Annotated in this window: 22 protein-coding genes; 7 read left to right on the forward strand and 15 right to left on the reverse strand. The window is 59.3% G+C overall.

Annotated features, from left to right (window positions below):
- Window position 1 precedes the first annotated feature (1 nt).
- The 13 genes from icmH to tssA all read right to left on the reverse strand — a co-directional run bounded on the left by icmH (window position 2) and on the right by tssA (window position 15488).
- Entirely contained in the window at window positions 2–1216 is a 1215-nt protein-coding gene (gene icmH, locus IE038_RS02680; protein WP_163932987.1) for a type IVB secretion system protein IcmH/DotU, read from the reverse strand.
- Window positions 1213–2553, reverse strand: coding sequence for a type VI secretion system baseplate subunit TssK (tssK, locus tag IE038_RS02685; protein WP_189395076.1), 1341 nt, complete (start codon window positions 2551–2553; stop codon window positions 1213–1215). The genes icmH and tssK overlap by 4 nt, the downstream gene beginning before the upstream one ends.
- Window positions 2540–3079: a type VI secretion system lipoprotein TssJ gene (gene tssJ, locus IE038_RS02690; protein WP_189395077.1), complete on the reverse strand. Its 540-nt coding sequence runs from the start codon at window positions 3077–3079 to the stop codon at window positions 2540–2542. Before tssJ ends, tssK begins: the two co-directional genes overlap by 14 nt.
- Window positions 3066–5141: a type VI secretion system Vgr family protein gene (locus IE038_RS02695; protein ID WP_189395078.1), complete on the reverse strand. Its 2076-nt coding sequence runs from the start codon at window positions 5139–5141 to the stop codon at window positions 3066–3068. Before IE038_RS02695 ends, tssJ begins: the two co-directional genes overlap by 14 nt.
- A 13-nt stretch (window positions 5142–5154) precedes the next feature.
- Window positions 5155–5526, reverse strand: a complete 372-nt coding sequence (locus IE038_RS02700) for a DUF4280 domain-containing protein (protein WP_163933052.1) — start codon at window positions 5524–5526, stop codon at window positions 5155–5157.
- Window positions 5527–5878: 352 nt separating this feature from the next.
- Window positions 5879–8506: a type VI secretion system ATPase TssH gene (gene tssH / locus IE038_RS02705; protein ID WP_189395079.1), complete on the reverse strand. Its 2628-nt coding sequence runs from the start codon at window positions 8504–8506 to the stop codon at window positions 5879–5881.
- On the reverse strand, window positions 8499–9488 hold the full coding sequence (gene tssG / locus IE038_RS02710; RefSeq protein ID WP_163932991.1) for a type VI secretion system baseplate subunit TssG: 990 nt from the start codon (window positions 9486–9488) through the stop codon (window positions 8499–8501). The genes tssH and tssG overlap by 8 nt, the downstream gene beginning before the upstream one ends.
- The gene (gene tssF, locus IE038_RS02715) at window positions 9473–11353 is read right to left on the reverse strand and encodes a type VI secretion system baseplate subunit TssF (RefSeq protein ID WP_163933007.1); all 1881 of its coding nucleotides are present in this window, start codon (window positions 11351–11353) and stop codon (window positions 9473–9475) included. The genes tssG and tssF overlap by 16 nt, the downstream gene beginning before the upstream one ends.
- Complete coding sequence (locus IE038_RS02720; RefSeq protein WP_229775592.1) at window positions 11346–11834, reverse strand: type VI secretion system baseplate subunit TssE; 489 nt, start codon at window positions 11832–11834, stop codon at window positions 11346–11348. Before IE038_RS02720 ends, tssF begins: the two co-directional genes overlap by 8 nt.
- Window positions 11835–11913: 79 nt before the next feature.
- Window positions 11914–12396, reverse strand: a complete 483-nt coding sequence (locus IE038_RS02725; protein WP_163933009.1) for an Hcp family type VI secretion system effector — start codon at window positions 12394–12396, stop codon at window positions 11914–11916.
- 38 nt (window positions 12397–12434) lie between these two features.
- Window positions 12435–13925: a type VI secretion system contractile sheath large subunit gene (gene tssC / locus IE038_RS02730; protein WP_189395080.1), complete on the reverse strand. Its 1491-nt coding sequence runs from the start codon at window positions 13923–13925 to the stop codon at window positions 12435–12437.
- A gap of 12 nt (window positions 13926–13937) precedes the next feature.
- A complete protein-coding gene (gene tssB / locus IE038_RS02735; protein WP_163933024.1) occupies window positions 13938–14450 on the reverse strand; it encodes a type VI secretion system contractile sheath small subunit in 513 nt (170 codons plus the stop codon).
- A gap of 30 nt (window positions 14451–14480) precedes the next feature.
- Window positions 14481–15488, reverse strand: a complete 1008-nt coding sequence (gene tssA / locus IE038_RS02740) for a type VI secretion system protein TssA (RefSeq protein WP_163933027.1) — start codon at window positions 15486–15488, stop codon at window positions 14481–14483.
- A 337-nt stretch (window positions 15489–15825) separates the two neighbouring features.
- On the opposite strand from tssA, the gene IE038_RS02745 reads away from it, so the two are divergent.
- The 4 genes from IE038_RS02745 to IE038_RS02760 all read left to right on the forward strand — a co-directional run bounded on the left by IE038_RS02745 (window position 15826) and on the right by IE038_RS02760 (window position 21944).
- Window positions 15826–16206, forward strand: a complete 381-nt coding sequence (locus tag IE038_RS02745) for a RidA family protein (protein ID WP_163933030.1) — start codon at window positions 15826–15828, stop codon at window positions 16204–16206.
- 123 nt (window positions 16207–16329) lie between these two features.
- On the forward strand, window positions 16330–18330 hold the full coding sequence (locus tag IE038_RS02750; RefSeq protein WP_163933033.1) for a peptidase U32 family protein: 2001 nt from the start codon (window positions 16330–16332) through the stop codon (window positions 18328–18330).
- A gap of 219 nt (window positions 18331–18549) precedes the next feature.
- Complete coding sequence (locus tag IE038_RS02755; RefSeq protein ID WP_189395081.1) at window positions 18550–20682, forward strand: TonB-dependent siderophore receptor; 2133 nt, start codon at window positions 18550–18552, stop codon at window positions 20680–20682.
- A gap of 140 nt (window positions 20683–20822) precedes the next feature.
- Entirely contained in the window at window positions 20823–21944 is a 1122-nt protein-coding gene (locus IE038_RS02760; protein ID WP_163933036.1) for an AI-2E family transporter, read from the forward strand.
- Between the two features lie 8 nt (window positions 21945–21952).
- On the opposite strand, the gene IE038_RS02765 is transcribed toward IE038_RS02760, so the two are convergent.
- Window positions 21953–22849 carry a LysR family transcriptional regulator gene (locus tag IE038_RS02765; RefSeq protein WP_163933039.1) on the reverse strand — a complete coding sequence of 299 codons (897 nt, stop codon included), beginning with the start codon at window positions 22847–22849 and terminating at the stop codon, window positions 21953–21955.
- A gap of 125 nt (window positions 22850–22974) precedes the next feature.
- On the opposite strand from IE038_RS02765, the gene IE038_RS02770 reads away from it, so the two are divergent.
- On the forward strand, window positions 22975–24156 hold the full coding sequence (locus IE038_RS02770) for an acetyl-CoA C-acetyltransferase (RefSeq protein ID WP_189395082.1): 1182 nt from the start codon (window positions 22975–22977) through the stop codon (window positions 24154–24156).
- Window positions 24157–24225: 69 nt separating this feature from the next.
- Here IE038_RS02770 and IE038_RS02775 read toward each other — a convergent pair whose 3' ends face one another.
- Window positions 24226–24978 (reverse strand): carbonic anhydrase, encoded by a 753-nt coding sequence (locus IE038_RS02775; RefSeq protein ID WP_163933042.1) that lies wholly within the window; start codon window positions 24976–24978, stop codon window positions 24226–24228.
- A 313-nt stretch (window positions 24979–25291) separates the two neighbouring features.
- On the opposite strand from IE038_RS02775, the gene IE038_RS02780 reads away from it, so the two are divergent.
- A complete protein-coding gene (locus tag IE038_RS02780) occupies window positions 25292–26194 on the forward strand; it encodes a universal stress protein (protein ID WP_189395083.1) in 903 nt (300 codons plus the stop codon).
- Between the two features lie 10 nt (window positions 26195–26204).
- Entirely contained in the window at window positions 26205–26573 is a 369-nt protein-coding gene (locus IE038_RS02785) for a DUF5064 family protein (protein ID WP_189395084.1), read from the forward strand.
- Window positions 26574–26582: the final 9 nt, after the last annotated feature.

A 26582-nucleotide genomic window follows, 5' to 3' on the forward strand; every position in this document is an offset into this window, starting at 1 on the left:
GTCAGCCTTCCGCGGGGTACGCGAAAATCTCCACGCGGCGATTACGCGCTCGGTTATCCGGGCTGTCGTTGGCAAACAATGGCTCCAGCTCGCCCCGCCCCTCGGCGGTGTAGCGCTGCGGGTCAATGTCATTGCCCACCAGTGCGCGAAGCACCGTCTCAGCGCGGGCCAGCGACAACGCCTGATTGGAAACCAGGTGCGTCGCCACTGGCGTGTCGTCACTGTGGCCAATCACATTGATGTGTACCGGCCACTGTTCCAGCGCTGCGGCAATGCGCTTCAACACCGGCTGGTAAAGGGACGCCACTTCGCTACCACCAGCAGCGAACAAGCCGGAGGAGCTGATCGTGATGCGCACGCCAAGGCCGTCTTCAAGCAGGTACAGGCGCCCTGCCCGAACGTCCGCGGAAAGCTCCAGTGCCAACTGCTGTGCCAGGCTGTTCAGCGGGGCCTGTTCCAACGCTTGCAGGCGAACCAGGGTTTGGTAGGAGCGGCTTTCCAGGTGATAGGCCAGGCCGGCCGCCAGCAACACCAACAATGCCCCGCACCCCCACCAGACAACGCGACGACGACGTGTGAAGCGGCCGATAGGCCAGGCGCGCACCTGTTCTTCCAGATGCACCGTGGGCACGTAGCCGCGCTGCATGCGAATCGTTTCGAACAGATGGTTGCGGCGCATCGCAAGTGCCGCACGGCCTTCACTCTGAATGCGGTAGCGGCCTTCCAGGCCGAGCGCCAGGCACAGGTACATCACCTCCAGCAGCGGAAGGTTCTCCTGGGGTTTCAGTTCTGCGGCATCGAGGTAGCCAAAGAAGCCATCTCCACCCGACGTCTGGCCATGGAAGATCATCAACAGGCTGTGTTTCGACCACTCACCCCGGCCCCATTCAGCGCTGGAAATGGTTTCATCGAGCAACGTGCAAATCGCATATTGGGCGCGCTCGACCATGTTGATCGACACGCCGTCATCCACCGCCTTTCGGTGGAAGGTACGCATCTGGGTAACGAGGTGCGCCCGCAAATCATCAAGGTCAGGCGCATGCTCGAGGCTGCGCAGCAGCACGACCTCATAAAGCAGGTCGCTGGCGTGCAGGCCGAGCCCTTCGCTACTCAGCGGCGGCAAGGCTTCGAGCGGCTGCTCTGTGGGTGCTGGCAATGCAGGTGCCCCCCAGCGCGCCTTGACGGTTGCAAGTGGGGTCCAAAAACGACGTTTCATTGAGGTTCCTTGATCGCCCAGAAGGCCAGCTGCAAGCCAGGAAAATCACCGGCCAGGTGGAGGCCGAAACCTGCGCTGCTCCTGAGTTCCTGCCACAGCGGGTTATCGCTTTGAAGTTCGAAATAGCTAAAGCCGGCGTAGTACGGCAGTTCACGCGGGGCGGCGGGCAGGACACAAACGTTGATCCCCGGTAGCTGCAGGTCGACGAGATCGGCGACACGTTCGGTCGGCCCGATTTTCAGACAGGTCGGGAACACCTTGCGCAGCTCGTCATCGGGCACCTGGGCCCGTACTGCCAGTACAAAGCGGGCGGAACCATACAGGCTCGAGTCCAGCACGGCCGCAAAACGAATGCCGTGCTCACGATCATTCAAGACCAGTGGCACCACATCGGTTCCGGCCTGCGCGCTCAGGATATGGGCCAGGTCGGTCATGACCGGATCGAAACTGTCCGCAAGCCGATCATGCCGGTACACCGGATAGGATTTAGGTCGCTTGCTGGTTTCAGAGAAAATCGCCAACTCACCGGCCAGCGCGACCAGTTCGCGGTACAGGGCCTCGGGATGCAAGCCGGGGTAGCTGGCCAGGTGGGCAAGTAGGGTCTCGGCTCGGTTGATGGTCTGCAGCATCAGAAAATGGTGGACCTCTGCGATCCCACCCAGCCCGGGCACGCCCATGTTGGTCGCCAGCATGTAACCGCGCTGCCGGACCCGGCCCAGGAAGTCATCGACAAACGCCACCAAGCGCGGCGCTGAACGCCAGCTCAAGACCGGTGCGATAAACGTCTCATCAAGGCTGAGTTGGCCACCGGAACTGCGTTCGAGCACTCGGGCAACATCCAGGTACACGTGTGACTGGGCAACGTCCTGCCGACGAGCCAGTCGCAGGTTGAGTCGGGCGAGCTGCACGGTTGCCTCTGCCGCGTCATCAGCCGTGTTGTCCCGTACATTGGCCTCAAGCAGATGGTAGCGCGACAGGCTGTCCGGGCCAGGCTCACGCTCGACGTCGATGTGTGAAACGCCGGTCATGGGCAGGGCCAACACCACGTCCAGCCCTCTTGCCCCCTCCGGGACCACAAAGCTGGCGCGCGCCAGCGCCTGGCTATCCAGATTGAACAGCGTGCCGTCCGGTAGCACACCCGCACACTCGAGCAGATGGATTCGCCCCAGAAGCAGTTGCGCCGGGTCAAGCTTCAGGGCGGTGAACCCCCAGACGTTCGCCTGAACCGCTTGCAGCCCCTGAACCAGTTGCCCTCGCAGGTAGCGCTGTTGTTGTTGGAAATGCTGCGGCTGGAGGAACATGCCTTCCGACCAGACAACGCTGTCATTGCTGAACATGGGTTGAGTCCTCTTGTAGTGGAATGGCCTGGATCGATACCACGTCCCGCCCCAGGCTTACCCTCAATGCCTCGGGGCTTTGGGCCTGAAAGACGTCTACCGCGCGCCATTGGGCGTTATCCAGGTCGCGGTACTCCGCAACGACACCCACCAGCCGCGTCTGCGGATGGGGTACGAACAGGTGTTTTCGCCATTCACCGGGGCTCACCTGAAACGTCTCGCGCGCTAGCCAGGCAGCGTCCACCGGCGGCTCGTCACCATCGGCCAGGCGCGACAAGTCGGCCTTGAGGAACGTTCTGGCGTCACTCAACTGGTAGAGCGTAAGGACGATAGGTGATGGGCGACCATGGAGGTTCGGGTTGACGTCAAGCGCCGCGACAATGTCCACGCGCTTTCGCGGGTCGAGCGGCAAAGGCGCTTGAAACCAACTGAGCACCTGGCAGCCCTGCAGCATGCCCACGGCCATCAGCAGTACGCCATGGCGCAGTGCGCGCCGTACGCACACGGCGCTATCAATCGCGGCCATCGTCGGCGTCCTTCGGGGCTTTGGCTTTTTTGGCTTTTTGGGGTTTTTTAAGTGTCGGCGCCTCTGCAGACGCCGAGCTGCTCTCCCCACCGCCGTTGATGTCGACCTTGCCTTTACCGTCGATGGTCACTACCGCGCCATTGATTGCAACGCCCTTGGGGCCTAACTCCAGCGTGCTGGCGCCAGCTTTCAGCACGAGCGTCTGACCGGCTTCAAGGGTGATCGTCTGATTGCCCTTGAGGTCGATACTGCTGGCACCCAGCTTGAACTTGCCGCCAACCCGGGTATCGCTGTCCGCTGCAACGTCCAGCGATTGGCCCCCGCCCAACTTGACCTGATGATCAGCGCCAACGTCCAGCGAACAACTGCCTTTCACTTCGCTGATATGCTCGCCACCGACGTCGAGGGAGTAGTCGGCGCCGACCCGACCGTTAAGCTCACCCTCAATGTGCTCATGTGCGTCTTTCATCACCTGGCGGTAGGCATCGCCCCCCACCTTCTGATGAAAGTCATTACCGATGCGTTCAAACGCATCGTTACGTACGGTGATGTCCTGGTTGCGCCCCGCGTGAAACAGCAACTGCTCGGCGCCGTCCTTGTCTTCGAAACGCAATTCGTTATAGACATCCTCGGCACCCAGCGACTGGCTTTTGATCCCACTGCGGGCGACCTGCGCGGGTAACGTGTAAGGTGGGCGCATGCCACCGTTATAGAGGCTGCCGGTTACCAGCGGACGGTCCGGATTGCCGTCAAGAAATTCCACGACCACCTCTTGACCGATACGCGGCAGGAAAACCGCCCCCCAGCGCTGCCCGGCCAAGGGTTGCGCGACGCGCACCCAGCATGAGCAATTCTCGTTACGCTGGTCGCCACGGTCCCAGTGAAACTGCACCTTGATCCGCCCGAACTCATCGACCCACAGTTGCTCACCTGCCTTGCCGACGACGAACGCAGTCTGCGGGCCAGCAATCTTCGGTCGTGGGGTCTCGCGTTTGGCGCGGTAGCGGGCATCGCTGCGGATGGCCACGATCTGACAGCTGAAATGTGGGCCGCTGACACCATAGGTCGAGGCCATGCAGGTCGCCTGAACATGGGCCCGCACGATCAGGTACTGGGTGTTCTGGCTATGCTCCGGATGCCCCTCCAGGGTGAAGCAGGCCCCCGGCAGCAGATAAGGCGCGCTGCCTGTTGCATGGACCCAGTGCTGTTCAGCATTCAGTGCCTGGACCTGGACCTTGGTCGCCGCCTCACCCGCCGCGGCATCATTGAAGCGCCCAGGATAGTGGTAGTGCTCATAGGTGGCGTGATCGTGAGCCATGGCAATGGACGCCTCGGCAGCGAGTACACTCGCTTCACGGCTGTTTGCCTTGGTGAAGTCAAAATCAACGGCACTCACCCGACCGCTGCATAGCACGTGCTTCGGCACCCACTCGCAGAAACGATCGAAATCATCAGGTGTTCCCGCACCCAGTTGAAACACCTGATTGCCTTCAAGCGGCTTGTGCTCACTCATGGCGTCAGTGATCACCAGGCGGTGCCCTTCGACGGTGTGCCGGAAAAAATAGTAAAGCCCGGCCTCCTCCATCAGACGACTGACAAACGCGAAATCGGGCTCTGCGAACTGCACGCAGTACTCCAACGCCGGGTAGTTTTCAGTGGCTGCCCATTCCACTTCTCCCGGATACGCCTCCAGCACGTCCTTGAGCACTTCAAGCACTGACTTGTTTTGAAAGATCCGGCAATTGCTGGCGCAGGTCGTAAACCATAGCCAAGGACGCAGGAGAAACTCATAGCACGGCAGTTGGCCCTGGTCCGCGACACGGCGAAAGCCACAGATATGGCCATGCAGAACACGTGCAGGCGTTTCACGTTCATAGGCCAGCGTGACGGCAAGCGGCTGTCCCAACCAATCGTCCGCCTTCAGTTCCCCCCCGGGGCTCAGGGCCTTGACGGCATATTCAAACAATTGGCTCAGGCCCTCGCTGCCATCCAGGCCAGCGAACAACAGCGCACTGGAACCTGGTGGCCCGGCGAAGGAACAAGATGCTGGAGAAGCGTTCATCGCGTAGGGCCCCTCAGGCAATCATGGTCTTGCGGGTACCGGGCTGATCGATCTTGATCACGCCCCCCCAGTTGCACAGGCAGGTGCATTGACCATGCAGTGCTGGCTGCCCGGCGATGTGGGTCTTGGCCGCGCCGGGCGTCCAGGGCGAGGCTGTGGCCGGTATGCAGGGCATTGGCGTGAGTACTCCCATCGCCGCAGAGGTGGCGGCGGAGACCGTTGGATTGGCCATCGATCGGCACACGCCGAAAGGAGCGATATTGGCCATGGGTTTGTGATCCATGATGGTGGCGGCGGGCTGGCCTTCAACGCTGCAGCGGTTTACCGGTAATACGGTCAACTTCGCAGGCGCAGCCCCGAATGAACACCGTAATAGCGCCCCCATTACAACTTGCTCTGGCACAGCAAACCCTCCGCTGAATAATTGGTTACGTTGTGCGGCAACCGATGCCGATGAAAACTTGATGCGGTATTTTGACTAAAACTACGAAGCGTAAAATAGGAAATTTCCGAGAAGTGCTAGGGAAATTCGGACGACCTTATTATCGATCCACACAGTTGATGACAAACCCACTTCAGCTATTCATCGGCCGAACCCAAGGGCTGACACGCAGAACATACAAATGCCTCGCGCCCATGAAGTTTCCTGAGCGCGTTGCGTATTAATAAAGAGACAAATAGGCGCCTAAGGTTTAAACAATCAACCTTTGAACCTAGCCGCCAGATGACATACGGTCTCAGCCCTTGGCGAAGTCGTACACAACCCCGTCTTCGTTAACTGACACACGCACACGCCCCGGCACCGCCTGGTTTTTTTCACCCAGCAAGAATGCACGACTTAGTTGTGGTAAAAGCCCATTCGTCAAAATGGCGTCAACCATGCGCCCACCGCTCTGTACATCGGTGCACTGGCTGACGATGTAATCCACGAGCGCTGCGTCGTAGTGCAGCGGTACTTGATAACGCTGTTGCACGCACTGAACAACGCGTTGAAGTTGCATCTCAACAATACGGGCCAGCATGTTGCCGTTAAGCGGGAAGTAAGGAATAGCGACCAGGCGACCCAGTAGCGCAGGTGGAAACACGCGCAGCAGTTCCGGCTTGAGCAACTGTTCAAGGTCCTGGTCCGTTTCGCCGCCTTGCAAGTTGAACAGCACTTCAGAACCGACATTGGTGGTCATCAGGATCAAGGTATTGCGAAAATCAATGACCCGCCCCTCTCCGTCCTCCATCCAGCCCTTGTCAAACACCTGGAAGAACACTTCGTGGACATCAGGGTGAGCCTTTTCAATCTCGTCGAGCAGGATCACGCAGTGCGGCCGACGCCGCACGGCTTCCGTCAACACCCCCCCTTCACCGTAGCCGACATACCCCGGCGGCGCGCCTTTCAGCGAAGCAACAGTGTGGGGTTCCTGGTACTCACTCATATTGATCGTCACCAGGTTGTGTTCACCGCCATAGAGCAGTTCTGCCAGGGCCAGGGCGGTTTCAGTCTTGCCGACACCCGATGGACCGGCGAGCAGGAACACCCCGACTGGCTTGCCTGGATGGTCAAGCCCTGCACGGGAGGTCTGGATTCGACGGGCAATAGCCTCCATTGCATGGGACTGGCCAATGACCCGCTCACCCAGGTTGTCGGCGAGATCAAGAAGGGTGTCGATTTCATTGCGCTGCAGGGTACCGACCGGAATGCCGGTCCAGCCTTGCAGGACATTGGCCACCGACTGCGCGTCGACATCCGCCAACACCAGCGCGGGCGCCTCGGATTGAGCCGCCTGCAAGCGCTTTTGCAGCGCTTCGGTTCGTTCCAGAAAGGCCCTCTGGAGTTCGGCCTGCTCAGCGGTGGACTCAGGCTGCTCTGTACGCAGACGCTCACGCAATTGCTGGAGCTCGCCCACCCAGGAGGTTTCCGTATGCCACCGTTTTTCCAGCGCGGCGCTGTATTGCTGCTCGTCACGCAATTGCTGCTCAAGACGCTGCACGCGCTCGGGATCGAGCCGCCCAATGGCATTTTCCGTTTGTACCACCAGCTTTTCCGCGCGCAGATTTGCGATGCGCTCGCGGCTGTCGGCCAGCAGTGCCGGAATCGACTGCTGGCTGATGCCCACCCGCGCACAGGCCGTATCCAACAGGCTGATGGCTTTATCCGGAAGTTGACGATCCGGCAAGTAACGGTGTGAGAGGTGAACGGCAGCCCGCACTGCCTCATCAAGGATCTGCACCTGATGGTGGCGCTGCAACGTAGGCAGCACACTGCGCAACATGTTGACCGCAACGTCCGGGCTCGGCTCGTCTACCCGTAGCACCTGAAAACGTCGCTTGAGGGCAGGGTCTTTCTCGATGTGCTTTTTGTACTCGCTCCAGGTGGTGGCTCCGATCGTGCGAAGCTTACCCCGCGCCAGCATCGGCTTGAGCAGGTTGGCCGCATCGCCAGTACCGGCCTGCCCCCCCGCGCCGACCAGGGTGTGCACTTCATCGATGAACAGCAGGGTCGGTTGCGTGGCCGCCTGTACCTCATCGACCACCTGGCGCAGGCGCTGCTCGAACTCGCCCTTGACGCTGGCCCCGGCCTGCAACAAGCCAATATCCAATGCCAGCACCCGCGCCCCAATAAACGCTTCAGGCACGTCGCCCGCAACGATTCGCTGGGCAAAGCCTTCGACCACAGCGGTTTTCCCGACACCCGCTTCACCGGCCAACAACGGGTTGTTCTGGCGTCGGCGCATCAGAATATCAATGAGCTGACGAACCTCTTCATTACGCCCCAGCACAGGGTCGAGCGTGCCAAGCCGCGCCTGCTCGGTGAGGTCACTGGTGTACCGGTGCAGTGCGCTCGATGATCCACTGGACGCCTCAGGTGGTGGCCCGTCGCTGGACGCCACCGGTTGCTCGGGTGAACGCTGGACAATCTCGTTGAACTGTTCGAGCAGCATTTCACGGTTGATCTTCTCGAACTCCCGGGACATCGCGAACAACGTGTGCCGCAAGCTCCCGGTGCCCAGCACACCGAGCAACAAGTGACCGCTGCGGATTTTCCGCGCATCCAACTGCAAAGCGCCGTACAACCAGCCCCGCTCCATGGCTTCATCCAACTGAGCAGAAAGGTCGACCACCGAGGACGCCTGTGCGGGCAGGCGGTCAAGGGCACTGATCAGATCGCGGGAAAGCGTGCCCGCGTCCAGATCAAAGCGCTCATTGATTCGTTGCAAATCGGAGTCTGGCTGTTGCAGCACTTGCTGGAACCAATGCACCAGTTCAACGTATGGGTTGCCTCGAACGCGGCACAAGGTCGTGGCGGACTCCATCGCCTGGTAAGCCAAGGTGTCAAGCTTTCCAAAAAGCTTGGCGCGGCTGATGTCAGTCATTGCGCAGTTCCTGTTGTAGTCGTTGGATACGGGCCGGGGTCAAGACACAGGCACGTGGTTGAGTTGCAGGCCGGTTAGCGGATAACCAAGTGGCCAAGCCAAGGGGAAGAGGGCTTCCAAGGCATAGGTGGGTGTTGGCACAGGGTGCGAGCAGCAGTTGCACATCCCACTCGAAGCCGCACCCCAGGTAGTCGTCGACCAGCCGGGCCAGCTCGCGAAACGCGACGGTACCCGGCAGAAATCGCTTCAGGTCAGTCAGCGAAAGCGGCCCGAGTATCACGCGTACGCTGTGCTGGACATTCCACACCCGGCGCCCGAGCAAGGCTCGCTGGCCCAGACGCGCGGCCTCGGTGCCGGCCCCTAGCTGCAGTTGATCTTCAACCGCCAGCGCGCTGAGGCGCCCATACCACTGACGCAGCGTGATGGGCACTTGCAGGCGGTCGCGCAGCAACGTCAACAGGCCATCGGCGCTGCGTCGTTGGTCCAGGTACTGGCTGGCGTAATAGTGTTCGCTACGCGGAACGAACGCTTGCACATACTCGCGAAACCGGTCCTGCTCGGGGCGGTCTGCGCAGACGACCGGGCGCGTCATCGCCCAGCTGCGATACAGCAGGCTCAACAAGCGGTGATGAAAAATGTCCAGAAAGGCAGACAGTACCCCGTCGTTGTGGTTGATCTGACGGGACAACGCCTCTTCGCAAAAGGGCAGCGGCATCGGGCCATTGACCCCGGTCAGGCCAAAAAATGTCACCTGCAGCCGGGGCGGCATCCCCTCGCGCAGTTGCAGGTTGCGCAACATGGCCGGCTCGAAGGCCAGGGAAACAGCCTGCCCCAGGCGCACCGAATCCTGCCGCAGGTGCTCCGATGTGCCCAGGCGCGGGTGTTGTGGGTGAAGTGCATCCAGGCAGCGCAGCGCACTGAAGAAATCAAAACGCCAGGCCTGATGCTGCAATTGCATCCAAGGGCTCAGAGGGTCATGCATTGGCTACTCCTCACCGGCCAACGCATGATCATGCCCCGCCCCACGGTGTACAACACGGTCTGGGTAAACGCGTTGATCGCCGCGTAGCGAGCGAAAAACACGTCCAGCACGGCACCAAATGCGAAGGCACCGATGCCTTCGCAAGCGGCATCATCAAGGGTCAAATGCAATTGCAAACCCCGCCCAAAGGCCACCGGTCCCTTGCCGGGTAGCCGCTGCGTCAGAACGGTGGTGCGCAACGAGACAATGCCATCCAGTAGCCGCTGCAGAACGGCATCGTCGGCGGCGATGTAGAGCGACAACAGTTCACGCAAGCCTTGCGCGCCGGCGTGTCCGTCGTCATTGGCCAGCGGCAGGTAATTGCGTGACAAATGTTGAATCGCGCGCCAGGGCCCCTCGCCTGAAACCGGTACGGACAGCGGCGTCGACGGCCCGGCCACCCGGCGAATCGCCAGCACCGGAGCACTGGCATCAAGCACAAAATCGGTATTGCCCTTGCCAAAGCCAATGTGCATTGGCACATCGCGGTTCGAGCAGAGCACTTCGGCCGCCAATTGATGCAGGTCGGGCCGATGGGGCGGGTGCTGGGGATCCACCACAGAAATCGACAGGTCGCTGCCTACATAGGGCTGCCTGCCACCCAGCGCAGTAGCTCGCGGGCGACTGGACGCCCGGTGCACTTGAAAAAAGCCGCTGCCAGCAGCGTCAGCCAGTCGCGCTTGCGGCGAGTACAACGGAACAAAGCGCTGGCGCTCGCGGCTGCCACTAAAGTAGCCGTGCACCTCAAGTACCTGATGAACCTCATGGTTCAAGGGATTTGCCTGATCGACCAGTAGCGGAATCTCTGGTTTGTGCTGTAAGAGGTTGATGCGATCGGTACGCTTGCGGAACAGGTTCTCTACCGGCGCACAGAACAAACTGAAGTATGAACGGTCAAGCCCGAGGGGTAAGGGATTGGACAGTGGCGCCAACACAATCAGCAATTCCAGGCCGTCGTGGTCACAACGGCGCACGGCTGGCCCTAACCCGGACAGGTTGATAAAACGCTGACCTTCGGGAAAGGCCAGGAAACGCCTGAGCAACGCAAAGCCGGCGTGCCCACTGGCGCCCCGTACAGGTTCATGCGTGTCGGCTGCGCGCTCAAGATTGGCCTGAGTGATGCACCCAGGCTCGATGAATTCGCTCCAGGTCGGGGTTGCCTCCGACGGCCTCGCCAGAACGCCCACTGCCCGCGAGAGCAACGCTTCATGCACCGCCAATGCCTGCGTCCCCGCCCCGCCCAGGTACAGGCACAACTCCTCCAGGGCGAGCTGCTTGAACGTGACTTTCGTGGTGGTGCGCAACCGCAAACGCAGGGCCGAATACGCCTGGCCGGCAAACTGGCCTGGCAAGTCCGATAGCAGGCTAGCACTGGCCAGGTAGTCGGCAGACTCGATCTGCACCGGCCACAGGGTGACGGGTTGAGTACTGCGCCAATCGCAACGTACGGTACGCCCGTCGAGCTCGGCCATGGCACTCAATGCAGTGCTGGCGGGCAGGCAGAAGCCGTTAAGCAAGCTGCCCTGGTGTTTATCCGGCGTAAACTGCACCACCGCCATGGACGGCAGTGGCATCAACGATTGAGGCTGAACCTGCTCCAGCAGATTACGGGTGAACTGCGGGAACTCAGATTCCATCTGCAGTTGAATGCGAGCAGTCAGAAAGCCCAGCCCCTCAAGCAGACGCTCGACACTGGGGTCATGGCTGTGTTGTGCGTCCAGGCCAATGTGGCTTGCCACCTTTGGGTAGTCCTTGGCAAATTCGGCAGCCCCTTCTCGCAGGAACTGCAATTCGCGCTCGTACAGGCGCAGCAGTCGCTCATCCATGCAGCCCCCTGCCAGGGGCGGTGTCGATATGCACCGCTCCACTTTGGGTATTCCAGACGGAACGAAAGGTGAACGGGTGAGCGACATCGGCATCACGCAGATGCCCTTCAATGACGATCTGTATTTCAAACAGCGGGGTTTCAGTGCGGCTGACCCAGGAAACCTGCAAGCTATGGCGAATGATCCTGGGCTCGTAAGCAAGGATAGCGTGACGAATGTGCTTCACCAGAACCTCCGGAGACAGGCTGGAAAGTGTTTTCCCCGCAATGCTGCCAATCCCGTAGTTCAGTACAGAGCGAGAGACGTAGGGCGTTTTGCCGAGATCCAGCGCACTGGCAAGCCCGCAGGTGTTTAGCAATGCGCTCAGATCTTCGCGCAAACGGGACAGTTGCCCGCCCTTGCTTGCCGTGGCGTTTTGAGAGCCCGCAGCATGGAAGTTGAAACTTAAACGTTCCAGCAAGGTAGGGGTGCGGCTATTCATGGGTAGGCCTGATCGTAAACACTACACGCTCAAGGTGAACCCACAATCGGTGTTCACCTTGGGAGTGCCGAACGCGCTATTACGCGGCGGATGCAGTGTTAGTAATTAAGTTGTACTCTTTACTCACGCTGCCTTTTGAGGTGCCACCGTCAAAATTTGTATAATCGTATTTAATTTTTGAAAAATTCAGTGAGATGTGCTCCGAAGGGCGATTGCCACTTGAGCATTGCGTGGAGAAAGAACTGACAATGGGCTCGGCCACCTCAAACGTCAGCAGATTTTGTGGCTTATCATTCGCGCCTGCAGCTTGCACGACTGCAATAGTCGCTTTCTTGAACGCCTTGCCAATTTTGGCCTGAATGAAAAATTCCGGCGATGTTTTGTCTGCGCCTTTCGTCAACATCAGCTCAGAAACATAAGGATTGCTGATGTCACGATCATCGCCCTGCACCTGAATGTTTCGCGAGGAACTAATTGCGTAAGTTTCAAACTCAACCCAATCCTCATACCCCTTGACTTTAGAGCTACCTTTAATTTCCGGGTCAAATTTCATTAAGATCATAGGTTTCTCCTCGTTTATAAAATATAATCACGAACGCTTTACGCTTTGACAGACGGCAACGTCGACACCAAACGCAATGAAACAGTCAAGCCTTCCAACTGATAGTGTGGGCGCAAGAAAAACTTTGCCCGATAGAACCCTGGGTTTGCCTCATCCTCTTCGACTGTCACTTCGGCAGCCGCGAGTGGTTTACGCGCTTTATCGATGTCCGTGGCGGTTGCCGGGTTCAGGTCGACATAACGGTTGATCCAACTATTCAGCCAGACCTCTATATCCGCACGCTCTTTGAACGAGCCGATCTTGTCGCGCACGATGCACTTCAAGTAGTGGGCAAAGCGGCACGTGGCGAACAGGTAGGGCAAGCGCGCTGCCAGTTGTGCGTTCGAGGTGGCATCGGAATCGTCGTATTGCTGCGGGCTGTGCAGCGACTGCGCACCGATAAACGCCGCCACCGACGTGTGCTTGCAATGAACCAGTGGCATGAACCCGTTGTTCGCCAGTTCCAGTTCACGACGATCACTGATGGCGATTTCCGTTGGGCAGGTCATGTCGACGCCGCCGTCCTCACTCGGGTAGGTGTGCACAGGCAGGCCGCTGATAGCACCACCCGACTCGATACCGCGAATCTGCGAACACCAGCCAAACTGCTTGAACGACTGGTTGATGTTCAGGCCCATGGCATAGGCCGCATTCACCCAGAGGTAATTGCTGGAATCGCCCTGCGTCACTTCTTCAAAGTTGAAATCTTCCACGGGTGCGGTTTTCGCACCGTAAGGAATACGCCCGAGGAAACGTGGCAGTGTCAGGCCCACATAACGGGAGTCTTCTGCGTTGCGAAAGTTACGCCACGCCGCATGCTCAGGGGTCTGGAAGATCTTGCTCAGGTCCCGTGGGTTGGCCAGCTCCTGCCAGGAGTCCATCAGCAGCGCGCCAGGGTCCGCAGCACTGATCAAGGGCGCATGTGCCGCCGCTGCAATCTTGGCCATGGACGACAGCAACTCGACATCCGGCGGGCTGTTGTCAAAGTAGTAGTCGGCAATCAGCGCACCGAAGGGTTCACCACCAAACTGGCCGTACTCATGTTCATAAATCTTTTTGAACAACGGGCTTTGGTCCCAGGCGGCGCCTTTGAACTTTTTCAGCTCACGGGCCAGTTCGACCTTGGAAACGTTGAAGAAGCGTATCTTCAGTTTCTCGTCGGTCTCGGTATTGCTCACCAGGTAGTGCAAGCCACGCCAGGCCGACTCCAGTTGCTGGAAGTCCTGATGATGCAGGATGGCGTTGATCTGGCTCGACAACTTGGCGTCAATCGCGGCGATCAATGCCTCGATGGTACTCAGCGTGTCGTCGGCGATCAGGTGCGTAGCACTCAGCGCCTGCTCGGCCAGGGTCTGCACAGCCGTCTGCAGCGCTTCACTGGCCCTTTCACTGCGCGGCTTGAACTCGCGTTGCAGCAGGCTGCCGAAACTGTCGGTGGCCTCGGTGGTCAACTGGGGCTCAGCGACCTGTATTTGTTCAGTTGCAGCCATGGCTGGCTTACCTCATTCAGGGGTTTGGGCGGGAGACTTCGCTTGGGCGAGCAACGCGCTCATGAGCGCAGGGTCCTGGAGCAACTGCGCGACCAACTGCTCAGCGCCACTTTTGCCATCCATGTACGTCAACAAGTTGGAGAGCTGATTACGCGCCTCCAGCAACTTGCTCAGGGGCTCGACATTGCGCGCAATAGCGCCTGGGCTGAAATCGCCCATGTTCTTGATGTCCAGATTGACCGACAACTGGCCTTCACCGGTCAGTTCATTCTTGACATTGAACTTCAACGACGGCGCAATGGCGTTCATGCGCTCATCAAAGTTATCAATGTCAATTTCAAGAAACTTCCGGTCCGCCACGGATGGCAAACCCGCCGTGTTGGCGCCCGACAAATTCGTCAATACACCGTTAACAAACGGAAGCTCTACTGTTTTTTCTGCGCCGTAGAGTTCGACGTCGTAATCAATCTGGACACGCGGCGCACGGTTACGACCAATAAACTTTTGACCACTGTTACTCGACATGACACCACCTCAACTAAAAAACCTAGACCTTCAATCTTCCTGAGCGCCGGCGAGCGCGCGCATATCGTCGATACTTGACGGCGCAAGTTCAGCGATTATTTCCAGAAAATCTTTACCCGCCAGGCGACGAACTCTGCGAACCAGCATGGGAATCGGACTACTGGGTTCATGAAGGCTGTAATACGCTTCGATCGCTTCAAGTGCGATGACGACCTCCTCTCTGGAGGAAAACGCTTTTGAACCAGCATATTGAGCCACACCAACGTGGTGTACCGGCCGCTCTTCTATCCGCTCAATGACGTTCGCCGATAGCGTGTTACGCAACCGACTGTCAACGACCTGAATCCATTGCTGCAAAAGCTGAACCAGTGTCTGCAACGGCGAAACAGCAGCCAGACCCGTGTGCTCATCCAGGCACTGGCCGATATCAACCAACAACCGCTTGATGCGCTTCAGTACACCCAGGCCGCGCATTAAATCAGCAGAGCATATTGGCTCTATCAAGCCCGTTAAGCGCACCAGGCATTCGTCACGCTCACAGGACTCGTTAGTACTTGCAATCAACGCCAGGTCAGAACAACAGAGGCTGTCCCCATCTACCGTACGCGCAAGCACTTCGCGTCGCAGCCTGGCAACCACGGTCGACGGCACCGCAAGCTCCGCCAATGCATTGATCCTTACCAGCGGGTCAAATTGATCGTCGGCGCTCAGCCGGGGATACACGCCCTCCCAACGCGCTTGAAGTAAAAAAGCCACCAATTGCAAGCCATTGGCAAAGCCAACCAGCCCTTCCCGCTCAAGCCACGCCCGGGCCAGACAAACAGCCACGCGAAGATCGTGTGTACGCTTGAATAAACTGATGCACCGCGCCTCGATGGAAATCCAGTCAATCGGCTCCGGCACATGGACATAGTCGCCATATTGCGACTCTTCCCGTGCCGTAACTTGATTGATCAGCTCCAGAAATTCAGGGTCATATTCAAGATGTTCACCACACCCTTCACGGGCAAGCGCAGCAATGTAATCATCCACATTCATCTAATAGCCTCTCGCACCACACTTCAGCCTCGCAACCTGTCAACCCGGCATACAACGTCACTACCGTGTGTTTAAAGTTGCTTCGTGCATATTCAAACTGTTGGTGTTTGCTGGCGGGGGCTATTGTGCTGATCTGCTGAAGCCATGAAAGTAGGATGGATCCCCGGAAGAATGTAGGACCATTCTTACAGCACACGGAAATCGTTACCCTGTTGACCTCAGGCCGAAAACGCTTATCGATGAATACAAGCCCCTTCACCTGGGCTTAAACTGCATGCTCATGGCGTCGTGCCTCGTCACGACCGCCACCCCCTTACGCCCTCACACAAGAGATCTCATGGCAAACCACGACCTCACCTTCCTTCCCGACCCCGATCCGGAATCCATCTCATCTGACGTCGCCAGTTTCGCTGGCGTGCTGGTCTCCACGCAGATCCCTACCCGCGCTGACGGCAGCCTGGAACTGGGTGGCATCATCGAGCAGAGCGAATGCACCCTGCAGGCACTCAAGGTCGCGCTGGAGCGCGCAGGCAGTTCCATGGACCGTGTCATGCACCTGACCATCTACCTTACCGACATGGCCGACCGTGCCGCATTCAATGAGGTCTACCAGCGCTTTTTCGCCAAGCCCTGGCCGGTGCGCGCGGCTATCGGCGTGGCCGCCCTTGCCGTTGAAGGCATGCGTGTGGAAGTCACTGCGATGGCGGCCAAGGGCTAAGATCGCACCCTCCATCCGGCGGCCGCACTCGACGAGCGGTCGCCACCGGGCAGCAGATGGGTGCCGGTCAAGCGTTGAACGGCTACAATGCGCGCCTTGACCGTGACAAACGACCAGAAAAACATGTCCTTGCCCAAGCATCACCTAGAATTGCTCAGCCCCGCCCGCGATGTCGCCATTGCCCGCGAGGCTATCCTGCATGGCGCCGACGCCGTGTACATTGGCGGCCCGAGCTTCGGCGCCCGCCACAATGCCTGCAACGAGGTCGGTGAAATCGCCCAGTTGGTGGAATTCGCCCGCCGCTACCACGCCCGGGTATTCACCACCCTCAACACGATCCTGCACGACAATGAGCTGGAGCCGGCACGCAAGCTGATCCACCAACTGTACGATGCCGGTGTCGACGCGCTGATTGTCCAGGACCTGGGCGTGATGGAACTGGACATCCCGCCGATTGAACTGCACGCCAGCACCCAGACCGATATCCGCACCCTGGAACGAGCAAAGTTCCTCGACCAGGCTGGGTTCTCACAACTGGTACTGGCCCGCGAGCTGAACCTCAGCGAAATCCGCGCCATCGCCGACGAGACCGACGCCGCGATTGAGTTCTTTATTCACGGCGCGCTGTGTGTGGCGTTTTCTGGCCAATGCAACATTTCCCATGCACAAACCGGCCGCAGCGCCAACCGGGGCGACTGCTCCCAGGCCTGTCGCCTGCCCTACACCCTGAAGGACGATCAGGGGCGTGTGGTCGCCTATGAGAAGCACCTGTTGTCGATGAAGGACAATAACCAGAGCGCCAACATTCGTGCACTGGTGGAGGCCGGCGTACGCTCGTTCAAGATCGAAGGGCGCTACAAGGACATGGGCTACGTGAAGAACATCACCGCCTATTACCGTCAGCGCCTGGACGATGTCCTTGAAGACCGCCCGGACCTGGCCCGCGCCTCCAGCGGCCGTACTGCGCACTTCTTCGTGCCTGATCCAGACAAGACCTTCCACCGCGGCAGTACCGACTACTTCGTCAGCGATCGCAAGATCGATATCGGCGCGTTTGACTCACCCACCTTCACCGGCTTGCCGGTGGGCGTCGTGGAGAAGGTCGGCAAGCGTGACCTGCAGGTGGTTACCCATGAGCCGTTGTCCAACGGCGACGGCCTGAATGTGCTGGTCAAACGCGAGGTGGTGGGCTTTCGCGCCAACATCGCCGAAGCCAAGGGCGAGTTTGAAGACGACGGCGAAAAGCGCTACCGCTACCGCGTCGAACCCAACGAAATGCCCGAGGGGCTGCACCTGTTGCGGCCAGGCCACCCACTCAGCCGCAACCTGGACCACAACTGGCAACAGGCACTGCTCAAGACCTCTGCCGAGCGAAGGGTCGGCCTTGCCTGGCTCGCGCGCCTGCGCGAGGATCGCCTGGAGCTGACCGCCACCAGTGAAGAAGGTATCACTGCCAGCGTCGCGCTGGACGGCCCATTCGGCCTGGCCAACAAGCCGGAACAGGCCCTGGAGCAATTGCACGACCTGCTTGGCCAGTTGGGTACCACCCAGTACCACGCCACGGCGATCAAGCTGGATGCACCCCAGGCGTATTTCATCCCCAACTCGCAGCTCAAGGCGTTACGCCGCGAAGTCATCGATGCGCTGACCGAGGCCCGTATCAACGCCCACCCACGTGGCGGCCGCAAAGCCGAGACCAACCCGCCACCGGTGTACCCGGAGGCGCACCTGTCGTTCCTGGCCAACGTCTACAACCAGAAGGCTCGCGATTTCTATCACCGTCATGGCGTGAAGCTGATCGACGCAGCCTTTGAGGCCCACGAGGAAACCGGCGAGGTGCCGGTGATGATCACCAAGCACTGCCTGCGGTTCTCCTTCAACCTCTGCCCCAAGCAGGCCAAGGGCGTCACCGGTGTGCGCACCAAGGTCGCGCCAATGCAACTGGTGCACGGTGATGAGGTGCTGACGCTGAAGTTCGACTGCAAGCCTTGCGAAATGCACGTCATCGGCAAGATCAAGGGCCACATTCTTGGCCTGCCGCAACCGGGCAGCGTGGTTGAGCAGGTCGTAGGCCATATCAGCCCTGAAGACCTGCTGAAGACCATTCCTCGCGCGCCTCATTGAGTCATGGCCGAGCGCTCTTCATACAGCGCTCAAGGCAAATCGCCAAACGCTTGCACCCCACAACAGGGCCCTTGGTTTTCCAAGGGCCCTGTTGTCATTCATGGACCTTGCCGACGAGAACGCGTGTATCAGGAAAATACACTTTGAATGTTAACGATAATTACTATTATTATCGCGCCTTCAAATTGCTGCCACTCGCCTCCAAGGATCGCGCCTTCCATGCGTCGCACGTTCGTTTCGCTATGCCTGCTCCATGCTGTCACCCCTACCGCCTGGGCTGATCCTGTCAATGAAACCGAGCCGCCGTTGGTCGAGCTGCAAGCCCTGAGTATCAATGCCGACGCCACGGATACCGAACGCGCTGACGGCCCGGTGCAAGGCTATCGTGCAACCCGCTCGGCCAGTGCGACGCGCACCGATACGGCCCTGCATGAAACCCCGCAATCCGTCAGCGTAGTGCCACGCGATGTGCTTGAAGACACCGGCTCGACCCGATTGCAGGATGCCCTGGACTACGCGGGCGGCGTTGGCCGAGCCAACAACTTCGGCGGCCAGGGCTTGACCACCTTTACTGTCCGGGGCTTTACCACCGGCGAGTTCTACCGCAACGGTTTTCCTATCAACCGCGGCTACCCGAACGCCCCCGATGCCAACACTGTCGAGCGGCTGGAGGTGTTACGCGGCCCGGCTACCAGCGTGTATGGTCGTGGCGATCCCGGCGGCACCTTCAACGTGGTCAGCAAACAGCCGCAGGCTGAGCAGAAGGTGACTGTCGGCAGCCAGATCGACGACCAAGGCATGCACCGCGCCACCCTCGATGCTACGGGTGCGCTCAACCAGGAAGGCTCTCTGGCGTACCGTTTGAACGTGCTGGGCGAAGGTGGCGAAAGCTTCCGTGACGATGTCGAGAGTGAGCGTTACAACGTCGCCCCGGTGCTGAGCTGGCAGGTCAACGAGACCACACGGATCGTTTTCGAGGGTGACTTCATGCGCAACAACCATCCGCTCGACCGTGGCCTGACGCGCTACGCCACGCAAAAAGGCAGTGCCTCGCGCGATACCAACATCTGGGAAAAAGGCAGCGACAACCTGCTGCACAATGACAACAACATGGCCCAACTGCGTTTCGACCATGCACTGAATGATGACTGGACTCTGGCCGGTGGCATACAGATGCTTGACGGCAGCCTCGAAGGCAACGCGGTGGAAGCCAACAGCCTGCAGGCGGACGGCCGTACCCTGGGCCGTAACTTCAACTATCGCAAGCTGGAGTGGAGCGACCGGGACGTGCAACTGAACCTGACGGGGCACTTCGATACCGCCGGTTTCGCCCATACCCTGCTGACCGGCGTCGAGTACGAGGATTACGACTACTCGTCGATCATCCGGCGCTCCAAGGGCGGCGAAGGGGACTACCCCATCGATATCTACAACCCCGTGCTCGGCCAACCCCGCCCTGCCCTGACCCGAACCACGACCCATGACAAGGAAAACCTGAAGACCTGGGCGTTCTTTGTCCAGGACCAGGTAGCCCTGACCGAGCGCCTCAAGGCATTGGCCGGGGTGCGCGTCGAGCGTTTCGAGCACGACTACAACAATTACCTGCCCAACAGCAAAGGTTGGGAAGCGGCCGACAACGCCGTCACCCCACGCGTTGGCCTGATGTATGACCTGACCGATACCCTCGCGGTGTATGCAAACACGGCGCGCTCGTTCAAACCCAACAGTGGTGCCAGCCGCCAGGGTGAGGGGTTTGATCCGGAAAAGGGCAAATCCGTCGAACTGGGCATGAAGTGGGAGGCACTTGAACGCCAGCTGAGCGTCGATGCCGCGGTGTATCAAATCGTCAAGGAAAACGTCCTGACCATCGACCCTGTCAATGATGCCTACAAGGTTGCAGCGGGTGAGGTGCGCAGCCGTGGTCTGGACCTCAACATTGCAGGCAACCTCACGCCCGAGTGGCGGGTTATCGGGGGCTATGCCTACGTGGATGCCGAGGTGACCAAGGACAACTCACTGGAGCCTGGAACACGACTGGCCAACATTCCGCGCAACACCTTCAGCCTGCTCAACGTCTATGAATTCCAGGATGGCTTGGCCCAGGGGCTTGGGCTCGGCATGGGGGTCAAATACGTCGATGACCGGGCCGGCCAGACCAGCACACAGACCTACACCATGGACCGCTACAGTGTGGTCGACCTGTTGAGCTTCTACAGGCTCAACGAACATGTACGTCTGAACCTCGACGTGAAGAACGTATTCAATAAAGGCTATGACGAAGGCGCGTTCAACACCTACGTCTATCCCGGTGCGCCGCGCACGGTTCAGGCAGGCATTGCCTACACCTTCTGACGCGTCAACAGCGCACTATTGCCGTTTGCTCAATTGCCACACACTTCTATAGTGAGCTAATGGGTTTGCGGCACCGACCGCATGCTGCCAGGTGGCCGAGAGATCGGTACGTTCCGATCCCGCTCAGGAGGGACATGCGTATGCCTGCAAATCGTTTACCTGGTATCAGCAGCGCTCGGGAATTGCTGGATGTCCTGATCCGTGCCGGGATGATCGTTGTACTGGTGATGTGGTGCTTTCAGATCTTCCAGCCGTTCTTGAACCTGGTGCTATGGGCGGTGATCCTGGCGATTACGCTCTATCCGCTGAATCAGAAACTCGCGGGTCTGTTCGGCAGTCGTCCTGGATGGGCGAGCGTATTGTTGGTGCTGCTGGGGCTCGCGTGCCTGATTGGCCCGCTGAGCCTGCTGGGGAGTTCAGTCGCCAACTCGGTACAAACCGGTATGCAGACGCTGCACAACCAGGCCATTGAAATTCCTCCACCGCCAGAAACGGTGCGCGACTGGCCGCTGATCGGCCAGACGCTGTTTGATGTCTGGAGTCGCGCGTCCAATGACCTGGCCTGGGCCTACTCGCAGCTTGCCCCGCACATCAAGGGCGTCAGCAAAACCCTGCTCGTGCAACTGGCCGGCATTGGCACGGGTGTCCTGGTGTTTGTCGCAGCCCTGATCATCGCCGGCCTGATGATGGCAAAAGGTGAGAGTTTGAAACACAGTGCGATCGCCATCGCCTCGCGTATCTCAGGCCCCGAACGTGGCGCAGAATTGGCAGCACTGTGCACGTCCACCATTCGTGCAGTGGCCCAAGGCGTAGTGGGTATCGCGTTTATCCAGATGCTGCTGGTTGGCATCGGGCTGGTCGCCATGGGAGTACCCGCTGCCGGGTTGCTGTCTCTGGTGGTACTGCTGTTGGGTATTACCCAATTGCCTACGGTGTTGATCCTCCTGCCAATTGTGATCTATGTGTTCGCCCATGATGGCGTGAGCGTCGCAACCATCGTCTTCACCGCCTGGACACTGTTTGCCGGGCTTTCGGACAACATACTCAAGCCCCTGCTGTTGGGGCGTGGCGTGGCCGTGCCAATGCCGGTCGTACTGATCGGGGCCTTGGGTGGCATGTTGAGCAACGGCATCATCGGGCTGTTTATCGGGCCGGTGATTCTGGCTGTGGGGTATCAGCTGTTCATGAACTGGGTGTATCAGACACTACCCGAAGACGGCCTCGCAGCAAGCGACGCGCAGAAAAAGCCACCGGCCGACTGAGCCCAGGACTACCCGGGCATCAGTGCATCGGACTGCTCACTCAGCAGAATATCGAACAGCGCCTGCGCTGCGGCCGAAAGCTCATGGCCAGGCTTGGTCAACACGCCAATAGCCCGCTCCACCGGATCGCGCAAGGTGATGCACCGCGCACCCAACTCCTGCATTTGCCTGGCGCACAATGCGGGCACTGTACTGACACCAAGCCCGCTGGCAACCATCCGGCCAACGGTTGCGAGCTGATGGCTTTCAAACTCCACCGCCAACTTCAACTGCCGCGCTTGAAGGTGATCTTCAAGCATGACCCGCACACTCGAGGGGCGCTGCAAGGTGATAAAGGGCTGCTCAAGCAAGGTTTGCCAGTCGACCTCCTGAAGGTCAGCGAGCGGAGACTCAAGCGGTACCACGGCAACGAATCGATCACGGTAGAGCGTTGTAAACGCCAGTGACGAACTCTGCAGCGGCTCAAAAGCCACGCCCAGTTCCACCTGGCGATCACGCACCATTTCCACAACCTGCTCGTTGATCACATCGTTTACCGTGACACCCACCTTTGGGTAGCGGGTGCGGAAGGTTTTCAGTATCGGCGGCAGCAGGTTGCAGGCAAACGATGGCATCGCCGCCAGGGTGACGCGGCCACGCTGGAGGGTAAACCGCTGCCGGATTTCATCCTCTGCGTTGTCCCAGTCCGCGATCAGGCGACGGGCCAAGGGCAACAAGGACTCGCCTTCCGGGGTTAGGGTGACCGTGCGCGTGGTACGGCTGAACAACCGCCCGCCCAGCCCCTCCTCCAACGACTTGATGGTCAGGCTCAACGCGGATTGCGAGAGGTGTAGCCGCTCGCAGGCCACCGCAAAACTCAGGCTCTGCGCCACCGCCCAAAAGGCCCGTATCTGCTTGACCGTCATGACCACCCCTGCTTCGCCGTTCTTTATTGAGATTTATCGATCAATTCATCTTAAAAATCAATTTAACAAATATATGTATTGGCGCAACACTTCAGCGTAAATGGCCCCGTACACGGAGATAGTCAATGCAAGAAGTCGTCATTGTCGCCGCTACCCGCACCGCGATCGGCAGTTTTCAAGGCTCACTGGCCGCGATCCCTGCGACCGAACTGGGTGCTTCGGTGATACGCAACCTGCTGCAACAGACCGGTCTTGCTGGCAGTGAAGTGGACGAAGTCATCCTCGGCCAGGTACTCACCGCTGGCAGTGGCCAGAACCCGGCACGTCAAGCGGCGATCCTCGCCGGACTGCCCCATGCGGTGCCAGCACTGACCCTGAACAAAGTCTGCGGCTCAGGCCTCAAGGCGCTGCACCTGGGCGCCCAGGCCATTCGTTGTGGCGACGCCGAGGTGATCATCGCTGGCGGCATGGAAAACATGAGCCTGGCACCTTATGTGCTGCCAGCCGCACGCACGGGGTTGCGCATGGGCCATGCCAGCATGATCGACAGTATGATCAGTGACGGCCTGTGGGATGCCTTTAACAACTATCACATGGGCATTACTGCCGAGAACCTCGTAGAGCAGTACGCGATCAGCCGTGAAGCGCAGGATGCATTTGCCGCTGCCTCCCAGCAGAAAGCCTGTGCCGCCATCGAAGCCGGCCGCTTCATTGATGAAATCACCCCGATCCTGATCCCGCAGCGCAAGGGCGAGCCCATTGCCTTCGCCACTGACGAACAGCCACGCGGTGCTACCACCGTCGAATCCCTGGGCAAGCTCAAGCCTGCGTTCAAGAAAGATGGCAGTGTCACCGCTGGCAACGCGTCCAGCCTCAACGATGGTGCGGCAGCCGTCCTGTTGATGAGTGCCGAAAAAGCCAAGGCACTGGGCTTGCCCGTATTGGCACGTATTGCGGCCTACGCCAATGCCGGGGTTGACCCAGCAATCATGGGGATTGGCCCGGTCGACGCAACCCGTCGCTGCCTGGATAAAGCCGGCTGGACCTTGGATCAGCTGGATTTGATCGAAGCCAATGAGGCCTTTGCCGCGCAGGCCCTTTCAGTAGGGAAAGCGCTGGGTTGGGATGCAGACAAGGTCAACGTCAATGGCGGAGCCATCGCGCTGGGACACCCTATCGGTGCATCCGGTTGCCGAGTGCTGGTGACCCTGCTGCATGAAATGATCAAACGGGATGCCCGCAAAGGTTTGGCCACGCTGTGCATTGGTGGCGGTCAGGGTGTGGCCCTGGCACTTGAGCGAGACTGACGCACCAAGGTGCATTCAAGCAACGCCGATCAGCACGACGCGGTGCTGAGCGGCGTTACCCCTGGACCATCAGCCCAGCAACTGAACCTTGCCGCTGGCGAGTTCATACACCCCGCCAACGATTTTCAGGCGTTTGGCTGCCAGCGCCTCCGTCAGAACCGCGGAGGCGCCCTTCAGGCGCTCGACGTTGTCCAGCACGTTCTGGCGAATTGCGTTGTCGAGCACATTGCCCGATTTGCCCATTACGCTCTTGACCGAAGGCTCCACGGCCTTGGCCAGCGCGTCGATATGCCCAGGGAAAGTGGTGCCATCCGTTGCCCGCTGTACCCCTGCCTTCACCGCGCCACAGGCTTCGTGGCCCAACACCATGATCACCGGAGTACCTAGCACCGCTACGGCGTACTCAAGGCTGGCCAGACCATCGGTGGTGACGAAATTACCGGCTACGCGCACGGCAAAGATGTCGCCGCGAGCACTGTCAAAGGCGTACTCCGGGGCAATACGTGAATCCGCGCAACTGAGGATGGCCGCAAAAGGGTTTTGCCCGGACGCCAAGGCTTCACGCTCGGAGAGAAAGTCATGCCGCCGGGTGACACCCTCGACATACCGCTGATTGCCGGCCATCAACCGGGACAGCGCCAGGTCGGGCGTCAGGTCATTCTGCGGTTTAGGTAACGGGCCGCCCTTGGGCGCGGCTGTCGCCGACATGGCCGGTAGCATCATCGCCCCGGCAGTCAACAAGGCGGCACCGCCACCCAAGCGTAGAAACTGTCGGCGGCTGGCTTGGCTGGCGGAATTGCGTTGCTCGTTACATTCACACATGAACACACCTTTCGGAAGCACGTAAAAGAGGCATTTTCCGGCTATCCGCCTCCCGTGAACGCCGGATGCGTCTGGTGGTGATGTAGGCGAAATCCTGAAATGGCACGTAAAGCGCGAACCCAGCTGGCACCAGAACCTCCAGAGCCTCCCCCGATATGACTGCTTATCGTAAAGCAGCCATTATTCTGCGTACGCGCTGAATGTCGGCCTATATTGAAGGTGTCGATGCCGGTGGAGTCTGCGTGCCTGACACCCTCATTGACCCACATTTTTTGGGGAGCCAACGGACAATCCAAAGTATTGGAGGTGTCACATGAGCCAGTATCAGCGCATTTTTCTCATCGCCAGCCCGAGCATGCGCCATTCACCTGCAATGCAGCGTGCACTGGCCATTGCCGAGGCTACCGGTGCAGCGCTGCATATCACGTTGTTTATCGAGGATGTCGATGTCCTGGGCCTGATGAGTGGCGGAGAAGCCGCCCGCAGACAACTCCAGGACGAACACCGCAAGTGGCTGGCCGATGAAGCCGACGTGATGCGGCGCAATGGCACTGACGTGACCAGCGAAGTCGTACTCACCCGTACTGTGTTCGAGGACATCCTTGAGCATGTGAAGCAACTGAAACCGGACTTGGTGATCAAGGACGTTCACCACGAATCACTGCTCAAACGTGTGTTCATCACGCCACTGGACTGGCACCTGCTCAGAGAGTGTCCGGCCGCCGTACATTTCGTCAGCCAGCTTCAGTGTCCATTGCCACGTGTCGTCGTGGCGGCCGTGGACCTCACCCCTCAACACCCTCAGGCCTCGAATGCCAACGACTGCATCATGGCGACAGCCACCAGGCTCGCAGAACAGTGCGATGCAGAGCTTCACGTGCTGCACGCCTACGATACGGCACATACCCATATCACCGATGCAGGCGCTGGTACGGTAACGATGCCGGGCTTCAACCGCGAGGTACGCAAATCCATTGAGCATGCCTTCGCCCAGCTTGCCGAACGCTTTGAAATACCCCCCGAACGGCAACACCTGCTTGCCGGTTTCCCCATCAAGGCGATTGCCGAGTTTGCCGAGCAGCACCGCGCAGACGTGATCGTCATGGGCAACACGCACCATACTGGGCTGGATAAACGCGTGGGCAGTACTACCGAGCATGTGCTCTATCAAGTGCCGTGCAACGTGCTGGCCACCCAAGAAAAACTTGAACCCTGAGGAGCCGTCCATGTTTACACCTGGCCATTTGCGTCGCAGCAACAACCCGAACATGCCGAACGTTCCACCGTTCGACATTGATGTGTTCTATGAGGTCCGTCAGGTTCCCCAAGAGGGCCTGCTGATGCACTTCAAGATGAGCGGAGCGGTAAACGGCCGGGCATTTACTGAAGAGTTCGACATGCACCGTGATACCGCCCACAACTTTGCCAGCCTGATTGCCAAGCATGCGGTCAAGAATGGCGTACCGCCCAATGCCAGCCCGATCATGCGCAATCACAGCGAATACGACGCGATGTTCAAGGATATTCGCGACAAACTGGGTATCAAACCGGGGGATCCGATCAACCTCGACAACCTGGATAAAGACGGCCTCTGAGCAGCACAA

It is taken from the genome of Pseudomonas laurentiana (assembly GCF_014648275.1).
Lineage (GTDB): Bacteria > Pseudomonadota > Gammaproteobacteria > Pseudomonadales > Pseudomonadaceae > Aquipseudomonas > Aquipseudomonas laurentiana.

Excerpts from the sequence above, each read along its gene's own strand:
- icmH (WP_163932987.1), bottom strand. The coding sequence starts at position 1,216 with ATGAAACGTCGTTTTTGGACCCCACTTGCAACCGTCAAGGCGCGCTGG.
- tssK (WP_189395076.1), bottom strand. The coding sequence starts at position 2,553 with ATGTTCAGCAATGACAGCGTTGTCTGGTCGGAAGGCATGTTCCTCCAG.
- tssJ (WP_189395077.1), bottom strand. The coding sequence starts at position 3,079 with ATGGCCGCGATTGATAGCGCCGTGTGCGTACGGCGCGCACTGCGCCAT.
- IE038_RS02695 (WP_189395078.1), bottom strand. The coding sequence starts at position 5,141 with ATGAACGCTTCTCCAGCATCTTGTTCCTTCGCCGGGCCACCAGGTTCC.
- IE038_RS02700 (WP_163933052.1), bottom strand. The coding sequence starts at position 5,526 with ATGGGGGCGCTATTACGGTGTTCATTCGGGGCTGCGCCTGCGAAGTTG.
- tssH (WP_189395079.1), bottom strand. The coding sequence starts at position 8,506 with ATGACTGACATCAGCCGCGCCAAGCTTTTTGGAAAGCTTGACACCTTG.
- tssG (WP_163932991.1), bottom strand. The coding sequence starts at position 9,488 with ATGCATGACCCTCTGAGCCCTTGGATGCAATTGCAGCATCAGGCCTGG.
- tssF (WP_163933007.1), bottom strand. The coding sequence starts at position 11,353 with ATGGATGAGCGACTGCTGCGCCTGTACGAGCGCGAATTGCAGTTCCTG.
- IE038_RS02720 (WP_229775592.1), bottom strand. The coding sequence starts at position 11,834 with ATGAATAGCCGCACCCCTACCTTGCTGGAACGTTTAAGTTTCAACTTC.
- IE038_RS02725 (WP_163933009.1), bottom strand. The coding sequence starts at position 12,396 with ATGATCTTAATGAAATTTGACCCGGAAATTAAAGGTAGCTCTAAAGTC.
- tssC (WP_189395080.1), bottom strand. The coding sequence starts at position 13,925 with ATGGCTGCAACTGAACAAATACAGGTCGCTGAGCCCCAGTTGACCACC.
- tssB (WP_163933024.1), bottom strand. The coding sequence starts at position 14,450 with ATGTCGAGTAACAGTGGTCAAAAGTTTATTGGTCGTAACCGTGCGCCG.
- tssA (WP_163933027.1), bottom strand. The coding sequence starts at position 15,488 with ATGAATGTGGATGATTACATTGCTGCGCTTGCCCGTGAAGGGTGTGGT.
- IE038_RS02745 (WP_163933030.1), top strand. The coding sequence starts at position 15,826 with ATGGCAAACCACGACCTCACCTTCCTTCCCGACCCCGATCCGGAATCC.
- IE038_RS02750 (WP_163933033.1), top strand. The coding sequence starts at position 16,330 with ATGTCCTTGCCCAAGCATCACCTAGAATTGCTCAGCCCCGCCCGCGAT.
- IE038_RS02755 (WP_189395081.1), top strand. The coding sequence starts at position 18,550 with ATGCGTCGCACGTTCGTTTCGCTATGCCTGCTCCATGCTGTCACCCCT.
- IE038_RS02760 (WP_163933036.1), top strand. The coding sequence starts at position 20,823 with ATGCCTGCAAATCGTTTACCTGGTATCAGCAGCGCTCGGGAATTGCTG.
- IE038_RS02765 (WP_163933039.1), bottom strand. The coding sequence starts at position 22,849 with ATGACGGTCAAGCAGATACGGGCCTTTTGGGCGGTGGCGCAGAGCCTG.
- IE038_RS02770 (WP_189395082.1), top strand. The coding sequence starts at position 22,975 with ATGCAAGAAGTCGTCATTGTCGCCGCTACCCGCACCGCGATCGGCAGT.
- IE038_RS02775 (WP_163933042.1), bottom strand. The coding sequence starts at position 24,978 with ATGTGTGAATGTAACGAGCAACGCAATTCCGCCAGCCAAGCCAGCCGC.
- IE038_RS02780 (WP_189395083.1), top strand. The coding sequence starts at position 25,292 with ATGAGCCAGTATCAGCGCATTTTTCTCATCGCCAGCCCGAGCATGCGC.
- IE038_RS02785 (WP_189395084.1), top strand. The coding sequence starts at position 26,205 with ATGTTTACACCTGGCCATTTGCGTCGCAGCAACAACCCGAACATGCCG.